The organism is Streptomyces ficellus (genome assembly GCF_030406405.1).
Classification (GTDB): Bacteria; Actinomycetota; Actinomycetes; order Streptomycetales; family Streptomycetaceae; genus Streptomyces; species Streptomyces ficellus_B.
Window position 1 is genome coordinate 1 of the sequence record NZ_JAUEPL010000063.1, and the last position, 15034, is coordinate 15034.

Sequence of the window (15034 nt, forward strand, 5' to 3'; positions counted from 1 at the left end):
AGTGCCAGGGTCATGCCGCCGGTCAACCACCGCAGCGCGATCGGCCACCGGCCACCGTGCCCGCCCAGACGGGCCAGGACGGCATCGAGGCGTGACCCGGGCGCGGCCCGGGTCCAGGGCGCCCGAGCCGGGGCGGGCGCCCGTGGCGAGGGCGGCCATGGATGTGGTGGGCTGCCACTGCTTGCCCCGCTTGCCCGCGTCCATCGCCTCGTTGGCGAGCCGGTCCGCGTGCTTGTTCCGCTCGCGCGGGATCCACTCGTAGGTGACCTGCGAGGCGGGGAACACGCGCGCGGCCTCCGCCGCCAGCGGCTTCATGTCCGGGTGCTTGATCTTCCAGCGGCCGGACATCTGCTCGACCACCAGCTTGGAGTCCATCCGGACCCGGATCCTCGCGTCCGGGGCCAGTTCGCGCGCGGCCTTGAGGCCCGCGACCAGGCCCTTGTACTCGGCGACATTGTTCGTGGCGACGCCGATGTACTCGGCCGCCTCCGCCAGCGGCTCCCCCGACACCGGGTCCAGGACCACCGCCCCGTACCCCGCCGGGCCCGGGTTGCCCCGGGAACCGCCGTCCGCCTCGACGATCAGCTCGCGCAGCTCGGCAGGGGGCATCAGATGCCGGACTCCGAGGTGCGCACCAGGATGCGGCGGCAGTTCTCGCACCGCAGGACCGTGTCGGGCGCGGCCGACCGCACGTCGTTCAGCTCGGTGATGTTCAGCTCCAGGCGGCAGCCCTCGCAGCGGCGCTGGAACAGGCGCGCCGCGCCCACTCCGCCCTGCTGCCCGCGGATCTTCTCGTACAGCTTCATCAGGTCCGCCGGGATGGAGCCGGCCACCAGCTCGCGCTCCTTGGTGAGGGACGTGATCTCGGCATCCAGCTCCGCCTCCGCCGCGTCGCGCCGTGCCGTCGCGTCATCGACCCTGCCCTGGACGGAGGCGACCCGCTCGGTCAGCTCGGCCACCCGCTCCTGCGCGGACTCGCGGCGCTCCATGACCTCCAGGACGACGTCCTCCAGGTCGCCCTGGCGCTTGGCCAGCGAGACGATCTCCTTCTGGAGGTTCTCCAGGTCCTTGGGGGACGTGACCGCCCCGGAGTCCAGCCGCTGCTGGTCGCGGGTGGCGCGCTTGCGCACCTGGTCGACGTCCTGCTCCGCCTTGGTCTGCTCGCGGGCGCAGTCACTCTCCTCGGTCTGCGCGGCGACGAGCAGGTCGCGCAGCTGCGTGAGGTCCTTGTTGAGCGCTTCGATCTCGGCGTGCTCGGGCAGCGAATCGCGCTTGTGGGCGAGCTGCGACAAGCGTACGTCGAGGGCTTGGACGTCGAGGAGTCGGATCTGGTCGGCGGGCGCGGCGTTCAGTTGGGGGCTCCAGAGGAAGAGTGGTGGGACCACGGGTCGGTGACCGTCTTCGAGACGTGGACCCGCAGGTCCCAGCCGTGACGGTCGGAAATCTCGTCGAGCTGGGCGGCGGCCAGCTCGCACCAGGGCCATTCGGTGGCCCAGTGGGCGGCGTCGATCAGCCCCAGCGGTGAGTGCCGCGTGGCCTCGGAGGCCGGGTGGTGGCGCAGGTCGGCGGTGAGGAACGCGTCCACGCCCGCTGCCCGTACGGCGTCGAAGAGGCTGTCGCCGGAGCCGCCGCTGACCGCGACCGTACGCACCAGGGCGTCCGGGTCCCCGGCGACGCGGACGCCCTGCGCGGTGGCGGGCAGCCGCTTGGCGGCGAGCTCGCCGAACTCGCGGAGCGTCACCGGGTGGTCCAGCTCGCAGATCCGGCCGAGGCCGTTGTCCGGTACGAGCGGTCCGGTGACGCGCAGGTCGAGCGCGCCCGCGAGGGCGTCGGAGACGCCGGGGTCGGCGGTGTCGGCGTTGGTGTGCGCCACGTGCAGCGCGATGTCGTTCTTGATGAGCGTGTGCACCACGCGGCCCTTGAAGTGGCCGGCCGCGACCGTCGTCGTACCGCGCAGATAGAGGGGGTGGTGCGTGACGATCAGGTCCGCGCCGAGCCGGATGGCCTCGTCCACGATCTCCTGGACGGGGTCGACGGCGAACAGCACGCGGACGACGTCGGCGTCGGGGTCGCCGCAGACCGTGCCGACGGCGTCCCACTCCTCGGCCCGCTCGGGGGGCCAGAGGGCGTCGAGCTCGGCGATGACTTCAGACAGACGGGGCACGTAGGAAAGGCTACCTGTCCTGCGCGACCCGCCGTCCTGGCCTGTGGATAACCCCGCCAGAGCCCGCCAGGGCGCGCCGGAGCCCGCCGCCCGAGCCCGCCGGACCCCGCCGCCCGGCCTCCTGGTCCCCCGGCCTCCCGGCCCCCGGCCCTCGGGCACCAGGTTCCGCCCGCAGCACAAGCGCCCCCTCTTTCTCAGGCGAACCGGGACATGGCCACCCTTATAGGTGAAGCGGTGGAGGTCCCGTTGTTCGGGTGGAAGTGCGAAAACTAGCTTCGGTCGCTGGAGGTGACGAGTCGATGACAGCCTGTGCCATCGAGTCCACCGCGGCGGACGACGGCGCGGTGTCCCGTACGGGTTTCACGATCACGGCGGACGGTGCCTACGCGGCGCGGTTGGCGGGCCAGGGCCAGGCGCTGTTCCCGGAGCGGTGGACGCTGGACGGACCCGAGCCTTACGCGGTGCCGCTGCCGGCCGGACAGCCCGAGGACCCGCACGCGCAGGTGCTTCCGCTCGCGGACGGGCGCGTGCTGATCGCGCGCCGGACGGCCGGGCGGTACGCCTTCTCGCTGCTGTACCCGAGCGGCCCGAGGACGGGCGAAGTCCCGCTCGGCGTGATCCGGTCGGCGTCGCTGCGGCTGCTTCCGCCCTCGCCGGACGGGACGAGCGCGTACGCGCTGAGCGTAGGGGAGCACTCCACGGGCGTCTGGCGCGTCGCGGGCGGGGCGTCCGGCCCCGAGCACGTCGCCGAGATCAACGGGCGCTGTACGGGCGGGGCATGGCTGGACCGTACGGGGCGGATGCTGGCCCTGGACCGGCGGCCGCCCGGCGGCCCGCACGGTCCGGCCCAAGGCGGTCCGCTCCAAGGCGGTCCGGGCGGTCCGGGCGGTCCGGGTGGTCCGCTCCAAGCCGGTCCGGGCAGACCGGGCAGACCGGGTAGACCGGGTAGACCGGGTGGGCCGATCCAAGGTGGTCCAGGCGGACCGGGTGGTCCGGTCAACAGCGGTTCCGTCCAGGGTGGTCCGGTCAACAGCGGTTCCGTCCAGGGCGGTCCGGTCAAGACGGTCGCGGTCGATCTGGAGCGGGGCGGCGAGGTGACGCCGCTGCTCCAGATCACGGACCACAGCGATGACCGGCTGCTGATGGCCGACCCGGACAGCGGGCTGCTGCTGATCCGGTCCGACGCCCCGTCACCCGGCCATCACCGGCTGGGCTGGGGCGTGCTGGGCAGCACGCTCCCGGTGCGCTTCCCCGAGTGCCTGCGCCTGGCCGACGCGGCGGTGACACCGTTCGCGATACAGCCCGGCCAGACGCTGACCCCCGAGGCGTGCGCCGTGGCGCTGCGGATCGACGCGGCGGCGGGCAGCTGGCTGGGTGTGTGGCGGCCCTCGGGGCGGCGGCTGCACCAACTGCCCGCGCCCCAGGGATGGCTGGCCGGGGCGGGGTCGTGGACCCGGGACGGGGTGCTGCGGCTGCCGTACGTGACGCGGGCGGTGCCCTGCGGCCTGGCGCGGATCGAGGCGCCACCGGAGGGATACGTACCGGAAGCGGTCGCACAACCGGCACAACCGGCACAACCGGCACAACCGGAACCCCCCGGCGGGGAACCGTCCGGCCGCGCCGCGACTCCTGGCGTGTGCAAGCCGGTGCCGTTGCAGCAGGCACCGCTCACCGGCCGCACCGCCCGGGATTAGCGGCCACACCGCCCGCGGTTGGCGGCCGCGACGCCCGCGGTTGGCGGCCGCGACGCCCGCGGTTGGCGGCCACACCGCCCGCGGTTAGCGGCCGTGCCGCCCGCCTTCAGCGGCCGCAGCGGCCCTGGTTAGACTCTCGGGCCGCACATATCAGCGATCACTACGGGGTGACTTCCCACATGTCTGAGGCCAGCACCGACACGACCCACGGGCGACCGCAGGGGGACGCCGGCGGCTCCGGAAAGCACCGAGGGGGTGCGGCGGCGACGGAGGACCTGTCGACCCAGCCGCACGGCCGTCACCGTAAGGACCCGTCCACCAACGTGGTCTGACGGTACGAAGCGTCAAAGGGGCCGTTCCGGGGAGATCCCCCGGGCGGCCCCTTCGTCATGTGCCCCGTCATGTTCCCCGTCGCGTTCCCCGTCCCCATGAGGCCGCAAGGGCCCGGACATGCGTGTGGCGGCCGAGCCGCGTGGAGGCGGCCGGCCGCCGACGCCGGGTGGGGTCAGCCCTGGGGGGCGCAAGGACTCAGAGCTTGTCCATGCCCTTGTACGGGCTGACGATCCGGGTCTGCTGGGAACCGAAGTCGACGAGGGTCGCGATGCCGCCCTCGACGGCGATGACCGTTCCCAGGCCGTGGCGGTCATGTGAAACCCGGTCCCCCACGGCGAAGTGCTTGGTCGGTGCGACGACGGGGGCTTTGAAGGGACTGGTGGGCAGGTGGCGCCGGGGCGCGGATCGGTTAGTCATTTGTCGCCAGTATGCGGCACGGAGCCGCGATGGGGCAGGGGGTGACCCATGACACTGCCCCGGACGCCCGCTCGTACACCCCTTCACCGGCTACGCCTCGGCGCGGCTCGGCAGCCACAGCAGCATCAGCACCGCCCCCGCCAGCAGCACCCCCGCCCCCGTACGGAACGCCAGCGCGTACCCGGCCGTCAGCGCCTCCGGCCCCGTCCCGCCGCCCATGCGCGACGCGGCGACCGTCGACAGCACCGCCAGGCCCAGCGCGCCGCCCATCGTGCGGGACGTGTTGACCAGCCCGGACACCAGGCCCGCGTCGCCCGGCGCCGCGCCCGACGTCGCGAGCGAGGCGAGCGGGGTGATGACCAGCCCGACGCCCAGCATCATCAGGATGCCGGGCCCGAGAATGGTCGTGACGTACGTGCCGTGGGCATCCATCATCGACTGCCAGCCGAACCCGCTGGCGGCGACGAGCGTGCCGATGACCGCGAGGTTCCGCGCACCGGTCGTCGGCATCAGCCGGGGCGCCAGCTTGGAGCCGACGATGACGCTCACCGAACTCGGTACGAGGGCGAGCCCGGCGGCCAGCGGCGAGTACCCGAGCACGTTCTGCGCGTACACGGTCATGAAGAACCACATGGCGAACGAGGCTGACCCGCTGACCAGCATCGCCACGTTCGCCGCCGACACCGCCCGCGACCGGAACACCTTCAGCGGCATCAGGGGCGCGCTCGTCCGCGCCTCCACGGCCACGAACACCACCAGCAGCGCCAACCCGCCCAGCAGCGGCACAAGAGTGGCCCGCTCGCCCCAGCCGGCCTCCTCCGTCTGCACGATCCCGTACGCGACGGCCGCCAGGCCCGCGGTGACCAGCACCGCGCCGGGCAGGTCGAGCCGCCGGCCGCCCTCGGTGCGGCTCTCGCGGATCCACAGCGCGGCGCAGACCAGCACGAGCACGCCGATCGGCACGTTGATCAGCAGCACCCAGCGCCACGACAGCAGGTCGGTCAGGACGCCCCCGACCAGCCCGCCCGCCGCGCCGCCGCCCGCGCCCACCGCCGACCAGGTGCCTATCGCCCGGGTCCGCGCGGGCCCCGGCGGCACGGCGCCGGTCACGATGGTCAGCGTCGCGGGCGCGAGGACCGCCGCCCCGAGCCCCTGCACGGCGCGGGCGGCCAGCAACTGCCAGCCCTCCACCGCGAGCCCTCCGGCCACCGACGCGGCGGTGAACAGCCCGAGCCCCGCCAGGAACATCCGCTTCCGCCCGAACAGGTCCGCCGCCCGCCCGCCGAGCAGCATGAACCCGGCGAAAGCGATCGCGTACGCGTTGAGCACCCACTGAAGCCCGACCGCCGACAGCCCCAGGTCGGCGCGCATGGAAGGCAGCGCCACGTTCACCACGGAGACGTCCAGGACGACCAGGAACTGACCGGCGCAGGCAGCGAAAAGCACCGCCCATGTGCGGGCGGCGCGGGGAGAGTCGGCGGTTGCGGTGCGGGTGTCGGTTTCGGTACGCGGCTGAACCATGCGTGTCATGGTCGCAGAGGCGCTGCGGGTCGTACATCGGGCATGAGACGTACGACCCGCTCACGCGGTGACCTACCTCAGAGGCCGCCCTCCGCGGCGGCCACGACGAACGCCGCGAAGGCGGCGGGCGCGACGGCGAAGGCGGGGCCTTCGGGCTTCTTGGAGTCGCGCACGGCGACCTGGCAGGGCTGAGCCGCGACCTCGACGCACTCGCCGCCGGTGCTGCCGCTGTACGACGACTTGCGCCAAGCGGCAGCACCGAGGGGTGCGCACTCGACGCAGTCGCCGCCGGTGCTGCCGCTGTACGACGACTTACGCCACCGCGCGTTGGTCAGGTTCCGGCTGGTGCCCATAGCGTTCCTCCATTACGCGGATGATCAATGCCGCCGAATCCTCTACAGAGAGGGCAGCGGCCTGCAAGTGAGCGTAACGAAGGGCGGCTTCCTTGACAGTCTCAGGGTTGGCCGTCATGTGGCCAGAGATGAGGTCCTCCGTGTAGAGGATGTCCGGGTCATCGTCGAACCGCATGGTGGTGAACGACCCGTCAAGGCTCGCGTGTTCACCGGCCGCGAAGGGCAGCACCTGGATCCTCACCCAGCGGTTCTCTCGGAAGCTCAACAAGTGAGCGAGCTGCTTCCGCATGACCTCTGGACCACCGATCGGCCGGTACAGCACCGCCTCGTCCAGCACCGCCCAGATCATGGGCGGACGCCCCCGGTGCAGGACCCGGTGCCGCTCCATGCGGGCCGCCACCAGGTCATCCAGGTTGTCCGGCAGACCCGTTGCCAGCACGGCCCGCGCGTACGGCTCCGTCTGGAGCAGGCCGTAGACCAACTGCGCCTGGTACGTGGAGATGTACGCCGCCTTCGCCTCCATCTCCGCGTACGGCTGGAACCAGTGCGGCAGTTGGCTCCGCAACACCAGCCCCACCAGCCGCGAGAACGTGCCGCCCGTCCCCAGCGCCGCGTCCACGCGCTCCGAGAAGTCGCGGGTCGGGACCTTCCTCGCCGTCTCGATCTGGCCGATCAGCGAGCCCGTACAGAAGATGATCTCGCCGAGCTGCCCCTGCTTGAGACCGGCGGCCTCTCTCAAGCGGCGCAGTTCGGCGCCGTAGTAGTCCAGCGGTGAGGCGCTGGGGTCGAGATCGCGGATGTTGACCATGCGGTGGCCACCCCCAAGTTCACGCCATACGGCGTTCGTTTCGGTCCGTAGCCGAGCGTAACCACACCGCCGCACTCTGGTGACATGAATCACGTAACTGACCCCGCACGAGCGGACATTGGCGGCAGCTACCGCATGGGCTTGACTGTCGGCGCGCACTCCGCCCGCCATGTACGGCGCATCCTGCGGGTGTTCCTCGCGAGCTGGGGCATGGCCGAGCTGACCGACGCCGCCGAGCTCGCCATGACGGAACTCGTCGCCAATGTCGTACGGCACGTGCCCGGTCACCGCTGCACGCTGCTCATCCTGCGCCGCCCCGAGGGGCTGCGGGTCGAGGTCACGGACGGGTCGTCCCGCCCGCCGGTCGCCTCGGCCGGAGGTGACGAGCTGGAGGAGGGCGGGCGGGGCCTGCTCCTGGTGGAGGCGGTGACGGACCGCTGGGGGACGGTGCCGGTGCCGGGCGGCAAGACGGTCTGGTTCGAATGCGACGTGAAGCAGGACGCGAAGCAGACGGCGGACGCGCCTACGATGTGACCGCCCAGTACACCCGTATACCCGTACGCCCGTACGCCCGTACGACCAGGAGGAACTTCATGGCCGCTGCCGCGCCCGCCCCGGAGACGCTCGCCGCCTTCGAGGCCGCCAAGGGGTTCATGCCCGTACGGGAGGGCCTGGCGCTGTACGCGGCGGCGGCCGAGGCGGCGCGGCTCGGGCTGCCGCTGCTGGAGGTGGGGACGTACTGCGGGCGGTCCACCATCCTGCTCGCGGACGCGGCCCGGGAGGCGGGCACGGTGGCCGTCACGGTCGACCACCACCGGGGCAGCGAGGAGCAGCAGCCGGGGTGGGAGTACCACGATCCGGAGGTGGTGGACCCGGAGGTCGGCGCGATGGACACGCTGCCGACCTTCCGCCGCACGCTGCACAGGGCCGGCCTGGAGGACCACGTGATCGCGGTCGTCGGCCGGTCACCGCAGGTCGCGCGGGTGTGGGCGGGGGAAGTGGGCATGGTCTTCATCGACGGCGGGCACACCGACGAGCACGCGAGCGCGGATTACGAGGGCTGGGCGCCGCGCGTCGCGGACGGGGGCCTGCTGGTCATCCACGACGTGTTCCCCGACCCGGCGGACGGCGGCCAGGCCCCGTACCGCGTCTATCTGCGCGCCCTGGAGTCCCGCGCCTTCACGGAGGTCGCGGTGACGGACTCGCTGCGTGTCCTGCGCCGCACGGGCGCGGGGATCTGAGGCCGAGCGCATAGCATCGCGGGGTGCCCCACGACGACGCCCCGCGTCCCCGCCCGCCCCGCCGCCGGAAGGCCGCCCTGGCGGCCGCCGCGCTGGTGTCGGCCGTGCTGGCCGTGTTCGCCGGGTGGCAGCTGCGGGGCGAGGCGAGCGGCCGGGACCAGGACCGGAAGGCGCCGCAGCGTACCCCGCACAGCAGCGCGTCACCTTCCCTCGCCGCGTCAGGCTCCGGCACCGCGTCAGGCTCCGGGCCGCTGGCCGGAAAGACCGTGGTGATCGACCCGGGTCACAATCCGGGGAACTTCGCTCACCCCCGCGACATCAGCCGGCTCGTGGACATCGGTACCAACCGCAAGGAATGCGACACCACGGGGACCTCCACCCACTCCGGTTACACCGAAGCCGCATTCACCCTGGATGTTTCACACCGCCTCCGCACCCTGCTCCAGCGGCAGGGCGCGACCGTGACCCTCACCCACGACGCCGACCGCCCGTACGGTCCCTGCATCGACGAGCGCGCCCGCATCGGCAACGCGGCGAAGGCCGACGCGGTCGTCTCCATCCACGCGGACGGCTCGGGCGCCGGTAACCGGGGCTTCCATGTGATCCTGCCCGCCCGGGTCAAGGACGGCGCGGCCGACACCACGGGGATCGTCGCCCCCTCGCGCGCCCTCGGCGTGCGCATCGCGGCGAAGTTCGCGGCGGCCACCGGGAGCGCGCCGTCCAACTACGTCGGCGGCGGCACGGGGTTGGACGTCCGTAAGGATCTCGGCGGACTGAATCTGTCGACCGTCCCCAAAGTGTTCATCGAATGCGGCAATATGCGTGACCCGAAGGACGCCGCTTTGCTGACAGACGCGGCATGGCGGCAGAAAGCGGCCCAGGGGGTCGCGGACGGCATCAGCACCTACCTGCTGAACTAGGGACGGCCGGACGATAGCCTGCCGTGGGTCCGGGGTCGCCCCGGGCCACAGCACAGCTTCCCGACCCTGGGGCCGGCCACCCCCGTGCTTCGCGCCACCCCGACGAGACGAACCGACGAAGGACTCTTACACGTGAACATCCGCTCCCTCACTCGAGGCGATGGCGTGGTGATCGGAGCAGCGGTGGTGCTGTTCATCGCCTCGTTCCTCGGCCTGACCAGCATCGACTGCCCTGCCGGGGTCGACTGCTCCAGCTTCGACCGGGCGAACGCCTGGGACAACCTGGGTCTCCTGATGAGCATGTTCCTCTCCGGCGTCATCGGTGCGGCGCTGATCGTCGTCGGGCGCGCCATGCCGGGCCGCAAGGTCGCCGGTATCGACCTCGGCCAGTTCGGCGTCGCCTTCTGCGTCTTCGCGCTGTGGACGGCGTTCTGGACCATCATCGGCATGGACGCCGACGCGGGCGCGGGCATGATCCTCGGCCTGCTGGCCACCATCGCGCTCGCCGCGGCCGCGGTCGCCGCCCCGCTCGTCCCGGCCCTCAAGGCCCCGCTCCTCGGCACGCCCCGGCCGCAGGCCCCGCAGCCGTACGGCGGGCACCCGCAGGGTGGTTACGGCTACCCGGGCGCCCAGCAGTCCTACGGCGGCCAGCCCGGCCCCGGCCAGCCGCAGCAGCCGTACGGCGCCCAGCAGCCGCACCAGGGCGGCCAGGCCCACCCGGGGCAGGGGCAGCCGGGCCCGGCTCAGCACGACGCGCCCGCCGCGGACTTCTCGCCGTTCTGGTTCGCCGTCCCGGTGGCCCGTCCGCTGTACGCGGAGGACGGCTCGCCCACCCCGATCGCCGAGCTCGCGCCCGGCACCTGGTACCTCGCGGTGGAGCAGCGCGGCCAGGGCCTGGTGGCCCAGACGCAGGACGGCCGCCGTGGCGTGCTCCAGGACACCACGGGCATCCAGCGCGGCTGAGCACACCGGCACCGCACTTTGGGCAACGGCCCTCGTCCTTCCGGGCGGGGGGCCGTTGACGTACGCCGTACCGTCCCGTACGGGTTTCGGGCGCGCCGGAGCGGCAATCCGTTGAGCATGTCTCCCCGTCATGGCAACGGAAGCAATCAGGCGGCGACGGTCATAGCCGTCGTCGCGGACATCCTGGCCGGCGTCATCGGCCTGTGGATTCTGATGTACCTGCTGGACGCCAACAGGGCCAACGACCTGGTGCAGTTCGTCCAGGACGCGGCCCGCTGGCTGGCCGGCTGGTCGCACGACCTGTTCACCTTCGACGCGGCATGGCTGCGGGTCGTGGCGGGCTACGGCCTCGCCGCGGTCGTGTACCTCTTCATCGGCCACCTGGTGGCGGGCCGGCTGCGGAGGTACTGAGTCAGCACGTCACCGCTGCGGTACTGATCAGCAGCAGTCCGGTTCCAGCCCGCGCGGCAGTCGCTCGCCGCCGAACACCGCGGTGGTCGCCTCGTCTCCCCCCAGGGCGGCCACCGCGAGCAGCAGGGAGCCGGCCGTCCAGGTGGTGAGCTCCTCCGGCCAGACGGCCCGGTCACCCTCGAAGACGTACCCCGTCCAGTACATGCCGCCCTCGGCGCGCAGGTGGCCGATGGACTGGAGGATCTCCAGCGCCCGGTCGGACTCCCCCACCGCCCACAGCGCGAGGGCCAGTTCGCAGCTCTCGCCGCCCGTGACCCACGGGTTGGGCAGCACGCAGCGCACCCCGAGGCCGGGGACCACGAAGTCGTCCCAGCCGCTCTCGATGCGCTCCTTGGCCTGGGCGCCCGTGACGGCGCCGCCGAGTACGGGGTAGTACCAGTCCATCGAGTAGCGGTTCTTGTCGAGGAACCGTTCCGGATGGCTGCGGATGGCGTGGCCGAGCGCGCCGGCCGCCAGTTCCCAGTCGGGCTGCGGCTCCTCGCGTTCCTCGGCGATCGCCAGCGCGCAGCGCAGCGCCTGGTGGATGGAGGAACTGCCGGTCAGCAGCGCGTCGTTGACGGGCGTGCCGTCCGCCTCGCGCTTCCAGCCGATCTGGCCGCCGGGCTGCTGGAGCCGCAGCACGAACTCGACCGCCGCGTACACGACGGGCCACATCCGGTCGAGGAAGGTGTCGTCGCCGGTGGCGAGGTAGTGGTGCCAGACGCCGACCGCGACGTACGCGCAGAAGTTGGTCTCCCGGCCCCGGTCGGTGACCCGGGTGTGGTCGCCGTCGTGGTAGGCGGCGTACCAGGAGCCGTCCTCGTTCTGGTGGCGGGCCAGCCACTCGTAGGCGCGGGCCGCCGCGGCGTGCTCACCGGCCGCGTCCAGGGCCATGGCCGCCTCGGTGTGGTCCCACGGGTCGAGGTGGTGGCCCCGGAACCACGGTATGGCTCCGTCCTCGCGCTGGACGGCCAGGATTCCGGCGACCGTCTCGGCGGCCTGCTCGGCGGTGAGGACCCCGGGCAGCAGGAGGTGCTCGGCGACGCGGCCGACCCGTTCCGGTGTAGTCACTTGGCGGCCACCGCGGACGCGGGGAGGTGCGGCTTGGTCGCGTACGCCACGAAGCTCTTGCCGACGACCGGGTTGAGCAGCCGCTCCGCGAGCCGCGTGGCCAGGGGCTTCTTCATGATGTCCCAGACCAGCAGCTTGTGGTACGCGCGGACGGGCAGCGCCTTGTCGTTGTCGACGCCGAACGCGCACTTCAGCCACCAGTACGGCGAGTGCAGCGCGTGGGCGTGGTGGGTGCCGTAGGGCTTGAGCCCGGCTTCCCGGATCTTGGCGAGGAGTTCGTCCGCCTTGTAGATGCGGATATGCCCGCCCTCGACCTCGTGGTACGCGTCGGAGAGCGCCCAGCAGACCTTCTCGGGGCCGTAGCGGGGGACGGTGACGGCGATGCGGCCGCCCGGCTTGAGGACGCGGACCATCTCGGCGAGGACGCCCTTGTCGTCGGGGATGTGCTCCATCACCTCGGAGATGATCACGACGTCGAACGACTCGTCGGGGAAGGGGAGGTTGAGCGCGTCACCCTCCATGGCGGTGGCGGTGGCCCCGGCGGGCGCCTCACCGGCCTCCTTCATGGCGGCGAACCACTTGGCGACCTCGCGGATCTCCTCGGCGTTCTGGTCGAGGGCGACGACCTGGGCTCCGCGCCGGTAGCACTCGAAGGCGTGCCGCCCGGCACCGCAGCCCAGGTCGAGCACGCGGTCGCCGGGGGCGAGCGGGAAGCGGGTGAAGTCGACGGTCAGCACGAGGGCGGCCTGCTTTCACGGTCCGGGAGGGCCAGGGGGGAAGTGGGGGGTGCGGGCGGAGTGGGGGGAGTGAGCGGTGGGGGAGGTCATCGGCGTGCTCTGCGCGGGGCTGCTGCGGGGGCGGCGGCTCCCGGGGCGGCGGCTGCGGGGGCGGCGGCTGCGGGGGCGGGGGCGGCGGCTCCGCGCGCGGCGATCGCCTCGCGGTACAGCTCGGCCGTGCCCTGGGCCGCGCGGGCCCAGGTGAACCTGTCCAGCACCCGGGCGCGGCCCGCCGCAGCGAGGCGGGTGCGCAGCTCGGCGCCCTCGGGGGACAGCAGCCGGCCCAGGGCCGCGGCGAGGGCGCCCGCGTCGCCGGGCGGGACGGCCAGGCAGGTCTCGCCATCGGGGCCGGCGACCTCGGGGATCGCCCCGCCCGTGGTGGCGACCAGCGGCGTCGCGGTGGCCATGGCCTCGGCGGCGGGCAGCGAGAACCCCTCGTACAGCGAGGGCACGCAGGCCACTTGGGCGCTGCGGTACAGGTCCACCAGCTCCGCGTCGGTGACGCCCTTGACGAACCGGACGGCGCCTTCGATCCCGTACCGCTCGATGGCCCGGGCGACGGGCCCGTCCTCGGCGCGCTTGCCGACGACGACGAGGTGCGCGTCCGGGTTCTCGGTGCGCAGCTTGGCGAGCGCCTCGATGAGGTGGACCAGGCCCTTGAGCGGGACGTCCGCGCTGGAGGTGGTGACGATGCGGCCCGGGACCTCGGGGACGGCCGGGTCGGGCGACCACAGGTCGGTGTCGGCGCCGATGTGCACGACCCGGACGCGCTCCTCGCGTACGCCCAGGTGCTGGACGATCTCGTCGCGCGAGGAGCCGGAGACGGTGAGCACGGAGGGGAGGCGCCGGGCGACCCGCTTCTGCATGCGCGTGAAGGCGTACCAGCGGCGCACCGAGGCACGGCGCTTCCAGCCGCGCGCCGCGTCCAGCTCCAGCTGCCGGTCGACGGTGATGGGGTGGTGGATCGTGGTGACGAGCGGGGCGCCGAGGTCGCCGAGGAGGCCGTAGCCGAGGGTCTGGTTGTCGTGGACGACGTCGAACGCGCCCCGGCGGGCGAGCAGATGGCGCCGGGCCCGCAGCGAGAAGGTCAGCGGCTCGGGGAAGCCGCCCGTCCACATGGTGGCGACTTCGAGGGTGTCGACCCAGTCGCGGTACTCGCCGCGCGCGGGGGTGCGGAAGGGGTCGGGCTGCCGGTACAGGTCGAGGCTGGGCAGCTCGGTCAGGGGCACGCCCTCGTCCAGTACGGGGTAGGGCTGGGAGCCGATCACCTCGACGCTGTGTCCCAGGCGGGCGAGTTCGCGGGAGAGGTGGCGTACGTAGACGCCCTGGCCGCCGCAGAACGGGTTTCCCTTGTACGTGAGGAGCGCGATGCGCAGCGGGAGGTTCTCGCCCCCGGTGACACCGCCGCGGGGGCCTGCCTCTATGGCCTCAGCGGTCACTCGCGGCCCCCTTCTGCCTTGCGTTTCGCCGGAGCGTAACCGGTCGCGCTAATCTAGAACAAGTTACAGACTTGATCGTTCAAGGAGCTTCGAATCTACCGGCAGGTAGCGCCGCTGTAAGGGCCGGATCAGGTGATTCACGCCACGGCGGCGGCGCCGGGCCGTACCGGTACGCACGGGCATCACGCACGGGCATCACGCACGGGCATCACGCACGCCACGGAACGGGACACATGACAGCGGAAGTCAGACCGGCGTCGCCGCCGCTCACCGAGCGCCAGGAGGCGCGCCGCCGCCGCATCCTGCACGCCAGCGCGCGGCTCGCCGGCCGGGGCGGCTTCGACGCGGTGCAGATGCGTGAGGTCGCCGAGGCCGCCGGGGTCGCGCTGGGGACGCTGTACCGGTACTTCCCGTCCAAGATTCACCTGCTGGTCGCCACCATGCAGGACCAGTTGGACCACCTGCACGCCGCGCTGCGCAAGCGCCCCCCGGCCGGGGAGACCGCATCCGAGCGGGTCGCCGAGACCCTGATGCGTGCCTTCCGCGCCCTCCAGCGCGAGCCGCACCTGGCGGACGCGATGGTGCGGGCGCTGACGTTCGCGGACCGCAGTGTGAGCCCGGAGGTGGAAACGGTCTCGCGTCGCACGACGGCGATCATTCTGGACGCGATGGGGCTTGAGCAGCCGACGCCCGCGCAGCTCTCGGCGGTCCGGGTCATCGAGCACACCTGGCACTCGGTGCTGATCACCTGGGTGTCGGGCCGGGCGTCGATCACCCAGGTGAAGACCGACATCGAGACCGCCTGCCGCCTGATCGACCTGACGGCCCCCTGACGGCCGGGACCGCCGGGACCACCGGAACGGCCGGAACGGCCCGGGCGGCTC

At 72.7% G+C, this 15034-nt stretch carries 17 protein-coding genes; 7 read left to right on the plus strand and 10 right to left on the minus strand.

Features of this window, described 5'->3' with window-relative positions; all coding sequences use genetic code 11:
- The 3 genes from QWM81_RS28170 to QWM81_RS28180 form a co-directional block, all read right to left on the minus strand.
- Positions 1–609: reverse transcriptase-like protein (locus QWM81_RS28170; RefSeq protein WP_290115264.1), on the minus strand; the 609-nt coding region annotated here is incomplete at its 3' end.
- Positions 609–1352: a zinc ribbon domain-containing protein gene (locus QWM81_RS28175; protein ID WP_290115310.1), complete on the minus strand. Its 744-nt coding sequence runs from the start codon at positions 1350–1352 to the stop codon at positions 609–611. The genes QWM81_RS28175 and QWM81_RS28170, both read right to left, overlap by 1 nt.
- Entirely contained in the window at positions 1349–2164 is an 816-nt protein-coding gene (locus QWM81_RS28180) for a Nif3-like dinuclear metal center hexameric protein (RefSeq protein ID WP_290115265.1), read from the minus strand. Before QWM81_RS28180 ends, QWM81_RS28175 begins: the two co-directional genes overlap by 4 nt.
- A 299-nt stretch (positions 2165–2463) precedes the next feature.
- Here QWM81_RS28180 and QWM81_RS28185 point away from each other — a divergent pair, with 299 nt between their 5' ends.
- On the plus strand, positions 2464–3858 hold the full coding sequence (locus QWM81_RS28185; RefSeq protein WP_290115267.1) for a hypothetical protein: 1395 nt from the start codon (positions 2464–2466) through the stop codon (positions 3856–3858).
- A 528-nt stretch (positions 3859–4386) separates the two neighbouring features.
- On the opposite strand, the gene QWM81_RS28190 is transcribed toward QWM81_RS28185, so the two are convergent.
- From QWM81_RS28190 to QWM81_RS28205, 4 genes are all read right to left on the minus strand, one after another.
- Positions 4387–4608, minus strand: coding sequence for a hypothetical protein (locus tag QWM81_RS28190; protein ID WP_290115269.1), 222 nt, complete (start codon positions 4606–4608; stop codon positions 4387–4389).
- A 90-nt stretch (positions 4609–4698) separates the two neighbouring features.
- Positions 4699–6129, minus strand: coding sequence for an MFS transporter (locus tag QWM81_RS28195; RefSeq protein WP_290115271.1), 1431 nt, complete (start codon positions 6127–6129; stop codon positions 4699–4701).
- A gap of 77 nt (positions 6130–6206) precedes the next feature.
- The gene (locus QWM81_RS28200) at positions 6207–6482 is read right to left on the minus strand and encodes a DUF397 domain-containing protein (protein ID WP_290115272.1); all 276 of its coding nucleotides are present in this window, start codon (positions 6480–6482) and stop codon (positions 6207–6209) included.
- Positions 6442–7290 (minus strand): helix-turn-helix domain-containing protein, encoded by an 849-nt coding sequence (locus QWM81_RS28205; RefSeq protein ID WP_290115274.1) that lies wholly within the window; start codon positions 7288–7290, stop codon positions 6442–6444. The genes QWM81_RS28200 and QWM81_RS28205 overlap by 41 nt, the downstream gene beginning before the upstream one ends.
- Positions 7291–7374: 84 nt before the next feature.
- On the opposite strand from QWM81_RS28205, the gene QWM81_RS28210 reads away from it, so the two are divergent.
- The 5 genes from QWM81_RS28210 to QWM81_RS28230 all read left to right on the plus strand — a co-directional run bounded on the left by QWM81_RS28210 (position 7375) and on the right by QWM81_RS28230 (position 10825).
- Positions 7375–7824, plus strand: a complete 450-nt coding sequence (locus tag QWM81_RS28210; protein ID WP_290115276.1) for an ATP-binding protein — start codon at positions 7375–7377, stop codon at positions 7822–7824.
- A 59-nt stretch (positions 7825–7883) separates the two neighbouring features.
- A complete protein-coding gene (locus tag QWM81_RS28215; protein ID WP_290115311.1) occupies positions 7884–8531 on the plus strand; it encodes a class I SAM-dependent methyltransferase in 648 nt (215 codons plus the stop codon).
- Between the two features lie 23 nt (positions 8532–8554).
- Complete coding sequence (locus QWM81_RS28220; RefSeq protein WP_290115278.1) at positions 8555–9451, plus strand: N-acetylmuramoyl-L-alanine amidase; 897 nt, start codon at positions 8555–8557, stop codon at positions 9449–9451.
- A 132-nt stretch (positions 9452–9583) separates the two neighbouring features.
- The gene (locus QWM81_RS28225) at positions 9584–10414 is read left to right on the plus strand and encodes a hypothetical protein (RefSeq protein WP_290115279.1); all 831 of its coding nucleotides are present in this window, start codon (positions 9584–9586) and stop codon (positions 10412–10414) included.
- A gap of 117 nt (positions 10415–10531) precedes the next feature.
- Positions 10532–10825, plus strand: a complete 294-nt coding sequence (locus QWM81_RS28230; protein WP_290115280.1) for a hypothetical protein — start codon at positions 10532–10534, stop codon at positions 10823–10825.
- A 27-nt stretch (positions 10826–10852) separates the two neighbouring features.
- On the opposite strand, the gene QWM81_RS28235 is transcribed toward QWM81_RS28230, so the two are convergent.
- The 3 genes from QWM81_RS28235 to QWM81_RS28245 all read right to left on the minus strand — a co-directional run bounded on the left by QWM81_RS28235 (position 10853) and on the right by QWM81_RS28245 (position 14150).
- On the minus strand, positions 10853–11935 hold the full coding sequence (locus QWM81_RS28235; protein ID WP_290115281.1) for a prenyltransferase/squalene oxidase repeat-containing protein: 1083 nt from the start codon (positions 11933–11935) through the stop codon (positions 10853–10855).
- On the minus strand, positions 11932–12672 hold the full coding sequence (locus tag QWM81_RS28240) for a class I SAM-dependent methyltransferase (RefSeq protein ID WP_290115282.1): 741 nt from the start codon (positions 12670–12672) through the stop codon (positions 11932–11934). The genes QWM81_RS28235 and QWM81_RS28240 overlap by 4 nt, the downstream gene beginning before the upstream one ends.
- 86 nt (positions 12673–12758) lie before the next feature.
- Positions 12759–14150, minus strand: coding sequence for a glycosyltransferase family 4 protein (locus QWM81_RS28245; RefSeq protein WP_290115283.1), 1392 nt, complete (start codon positions 14148–14150; stop codon positions 12759–12761).
- 233 nt (positions 14151–14383) lie between these two features.
- On the opposite strand from QWM81_RS28245, the gene QWM81_RS28250 reads away from it, so the two are divergent.
- Positions 14384–14983 carry a TetR family transcriptional regulator gene (locus tag QWM81_RS28250; protein ID WP_290115284.1) on the plus strand — a complete coding sequence of 200 codons (600 nt, stop codon included), beginning with the start codon at positions 14384–14386 and terminating at the stop codon, positions 14981–14983.
- Positions 14984–15034: the final 51 nt, after the last annotated feature.

Bases quoted from the DNA above. Each gene is read 5' to 3' on its own strand.
- QWM81_RS28185 (WP_290115267.1), top strand. From the start codon at position 2,464: ATGACAGCCTGTGCCATCGAGTCCACCGCGGCGGACGACGGCGCGGTG.
- QWM81_RS28190 (WP_290115269.1), bottom strand. From the start codon at position 4,608: ATGACTAACCGATCCGCGCCCCGGCGCCACCTGCCCACCAGTCCCTTC.
- QWM81_RS28195 (WP_290115271.1), bottom strand. From the start codon at position 6,129: ATGGTTCAGCCGCGTACCGAAACCGACACCCGCACCGCAACCGCCGAC.
- QWM81_RS28200 (WP_290115272.1), bottom strand. From the start codon at position 6,482: ATGGGCACCAGCCGGAACCTGACCAACGCGCGGTGGCGTAAGTCGTCG.
- QWM81_RS28205 (WP_290115274.1), bottom strand. From the start codon at position 7,290: ATGGTCAACATCCGCGATCTCGACCCCAGCGCCTCACCGCTGGACTAC.
- QWM81_RS28210 (WP_290115276.1), top strand. From the start codon at position 7,375: ATGAATCACGTAACTGACCCCGCACGAGCGGACATTGGCGGCAGCTAC.
- QWM81_RS28215 (WP_290115311.1), top strand. From the start codon at position 7,884: ATGGCCGCTGCCGCGCCCGCCCCGGAGACGCTCGCCGCCTTCGAGGCC.
- QWM81_RS28230 (WP_290115280.1), top strand. From the start codon at position 10,532: ATGTCTCCCCGTCATGGCAACGGAAGCAATCAGGCGGCGACGGTCATA.
- QWM81_RS28250 (WP_290115284.1), top strand. From the start codon at position 14,384: ATGACAGCGGAAGTCAGACCGGCGTCGCCGCCGCTCACCGAGCGCCAG.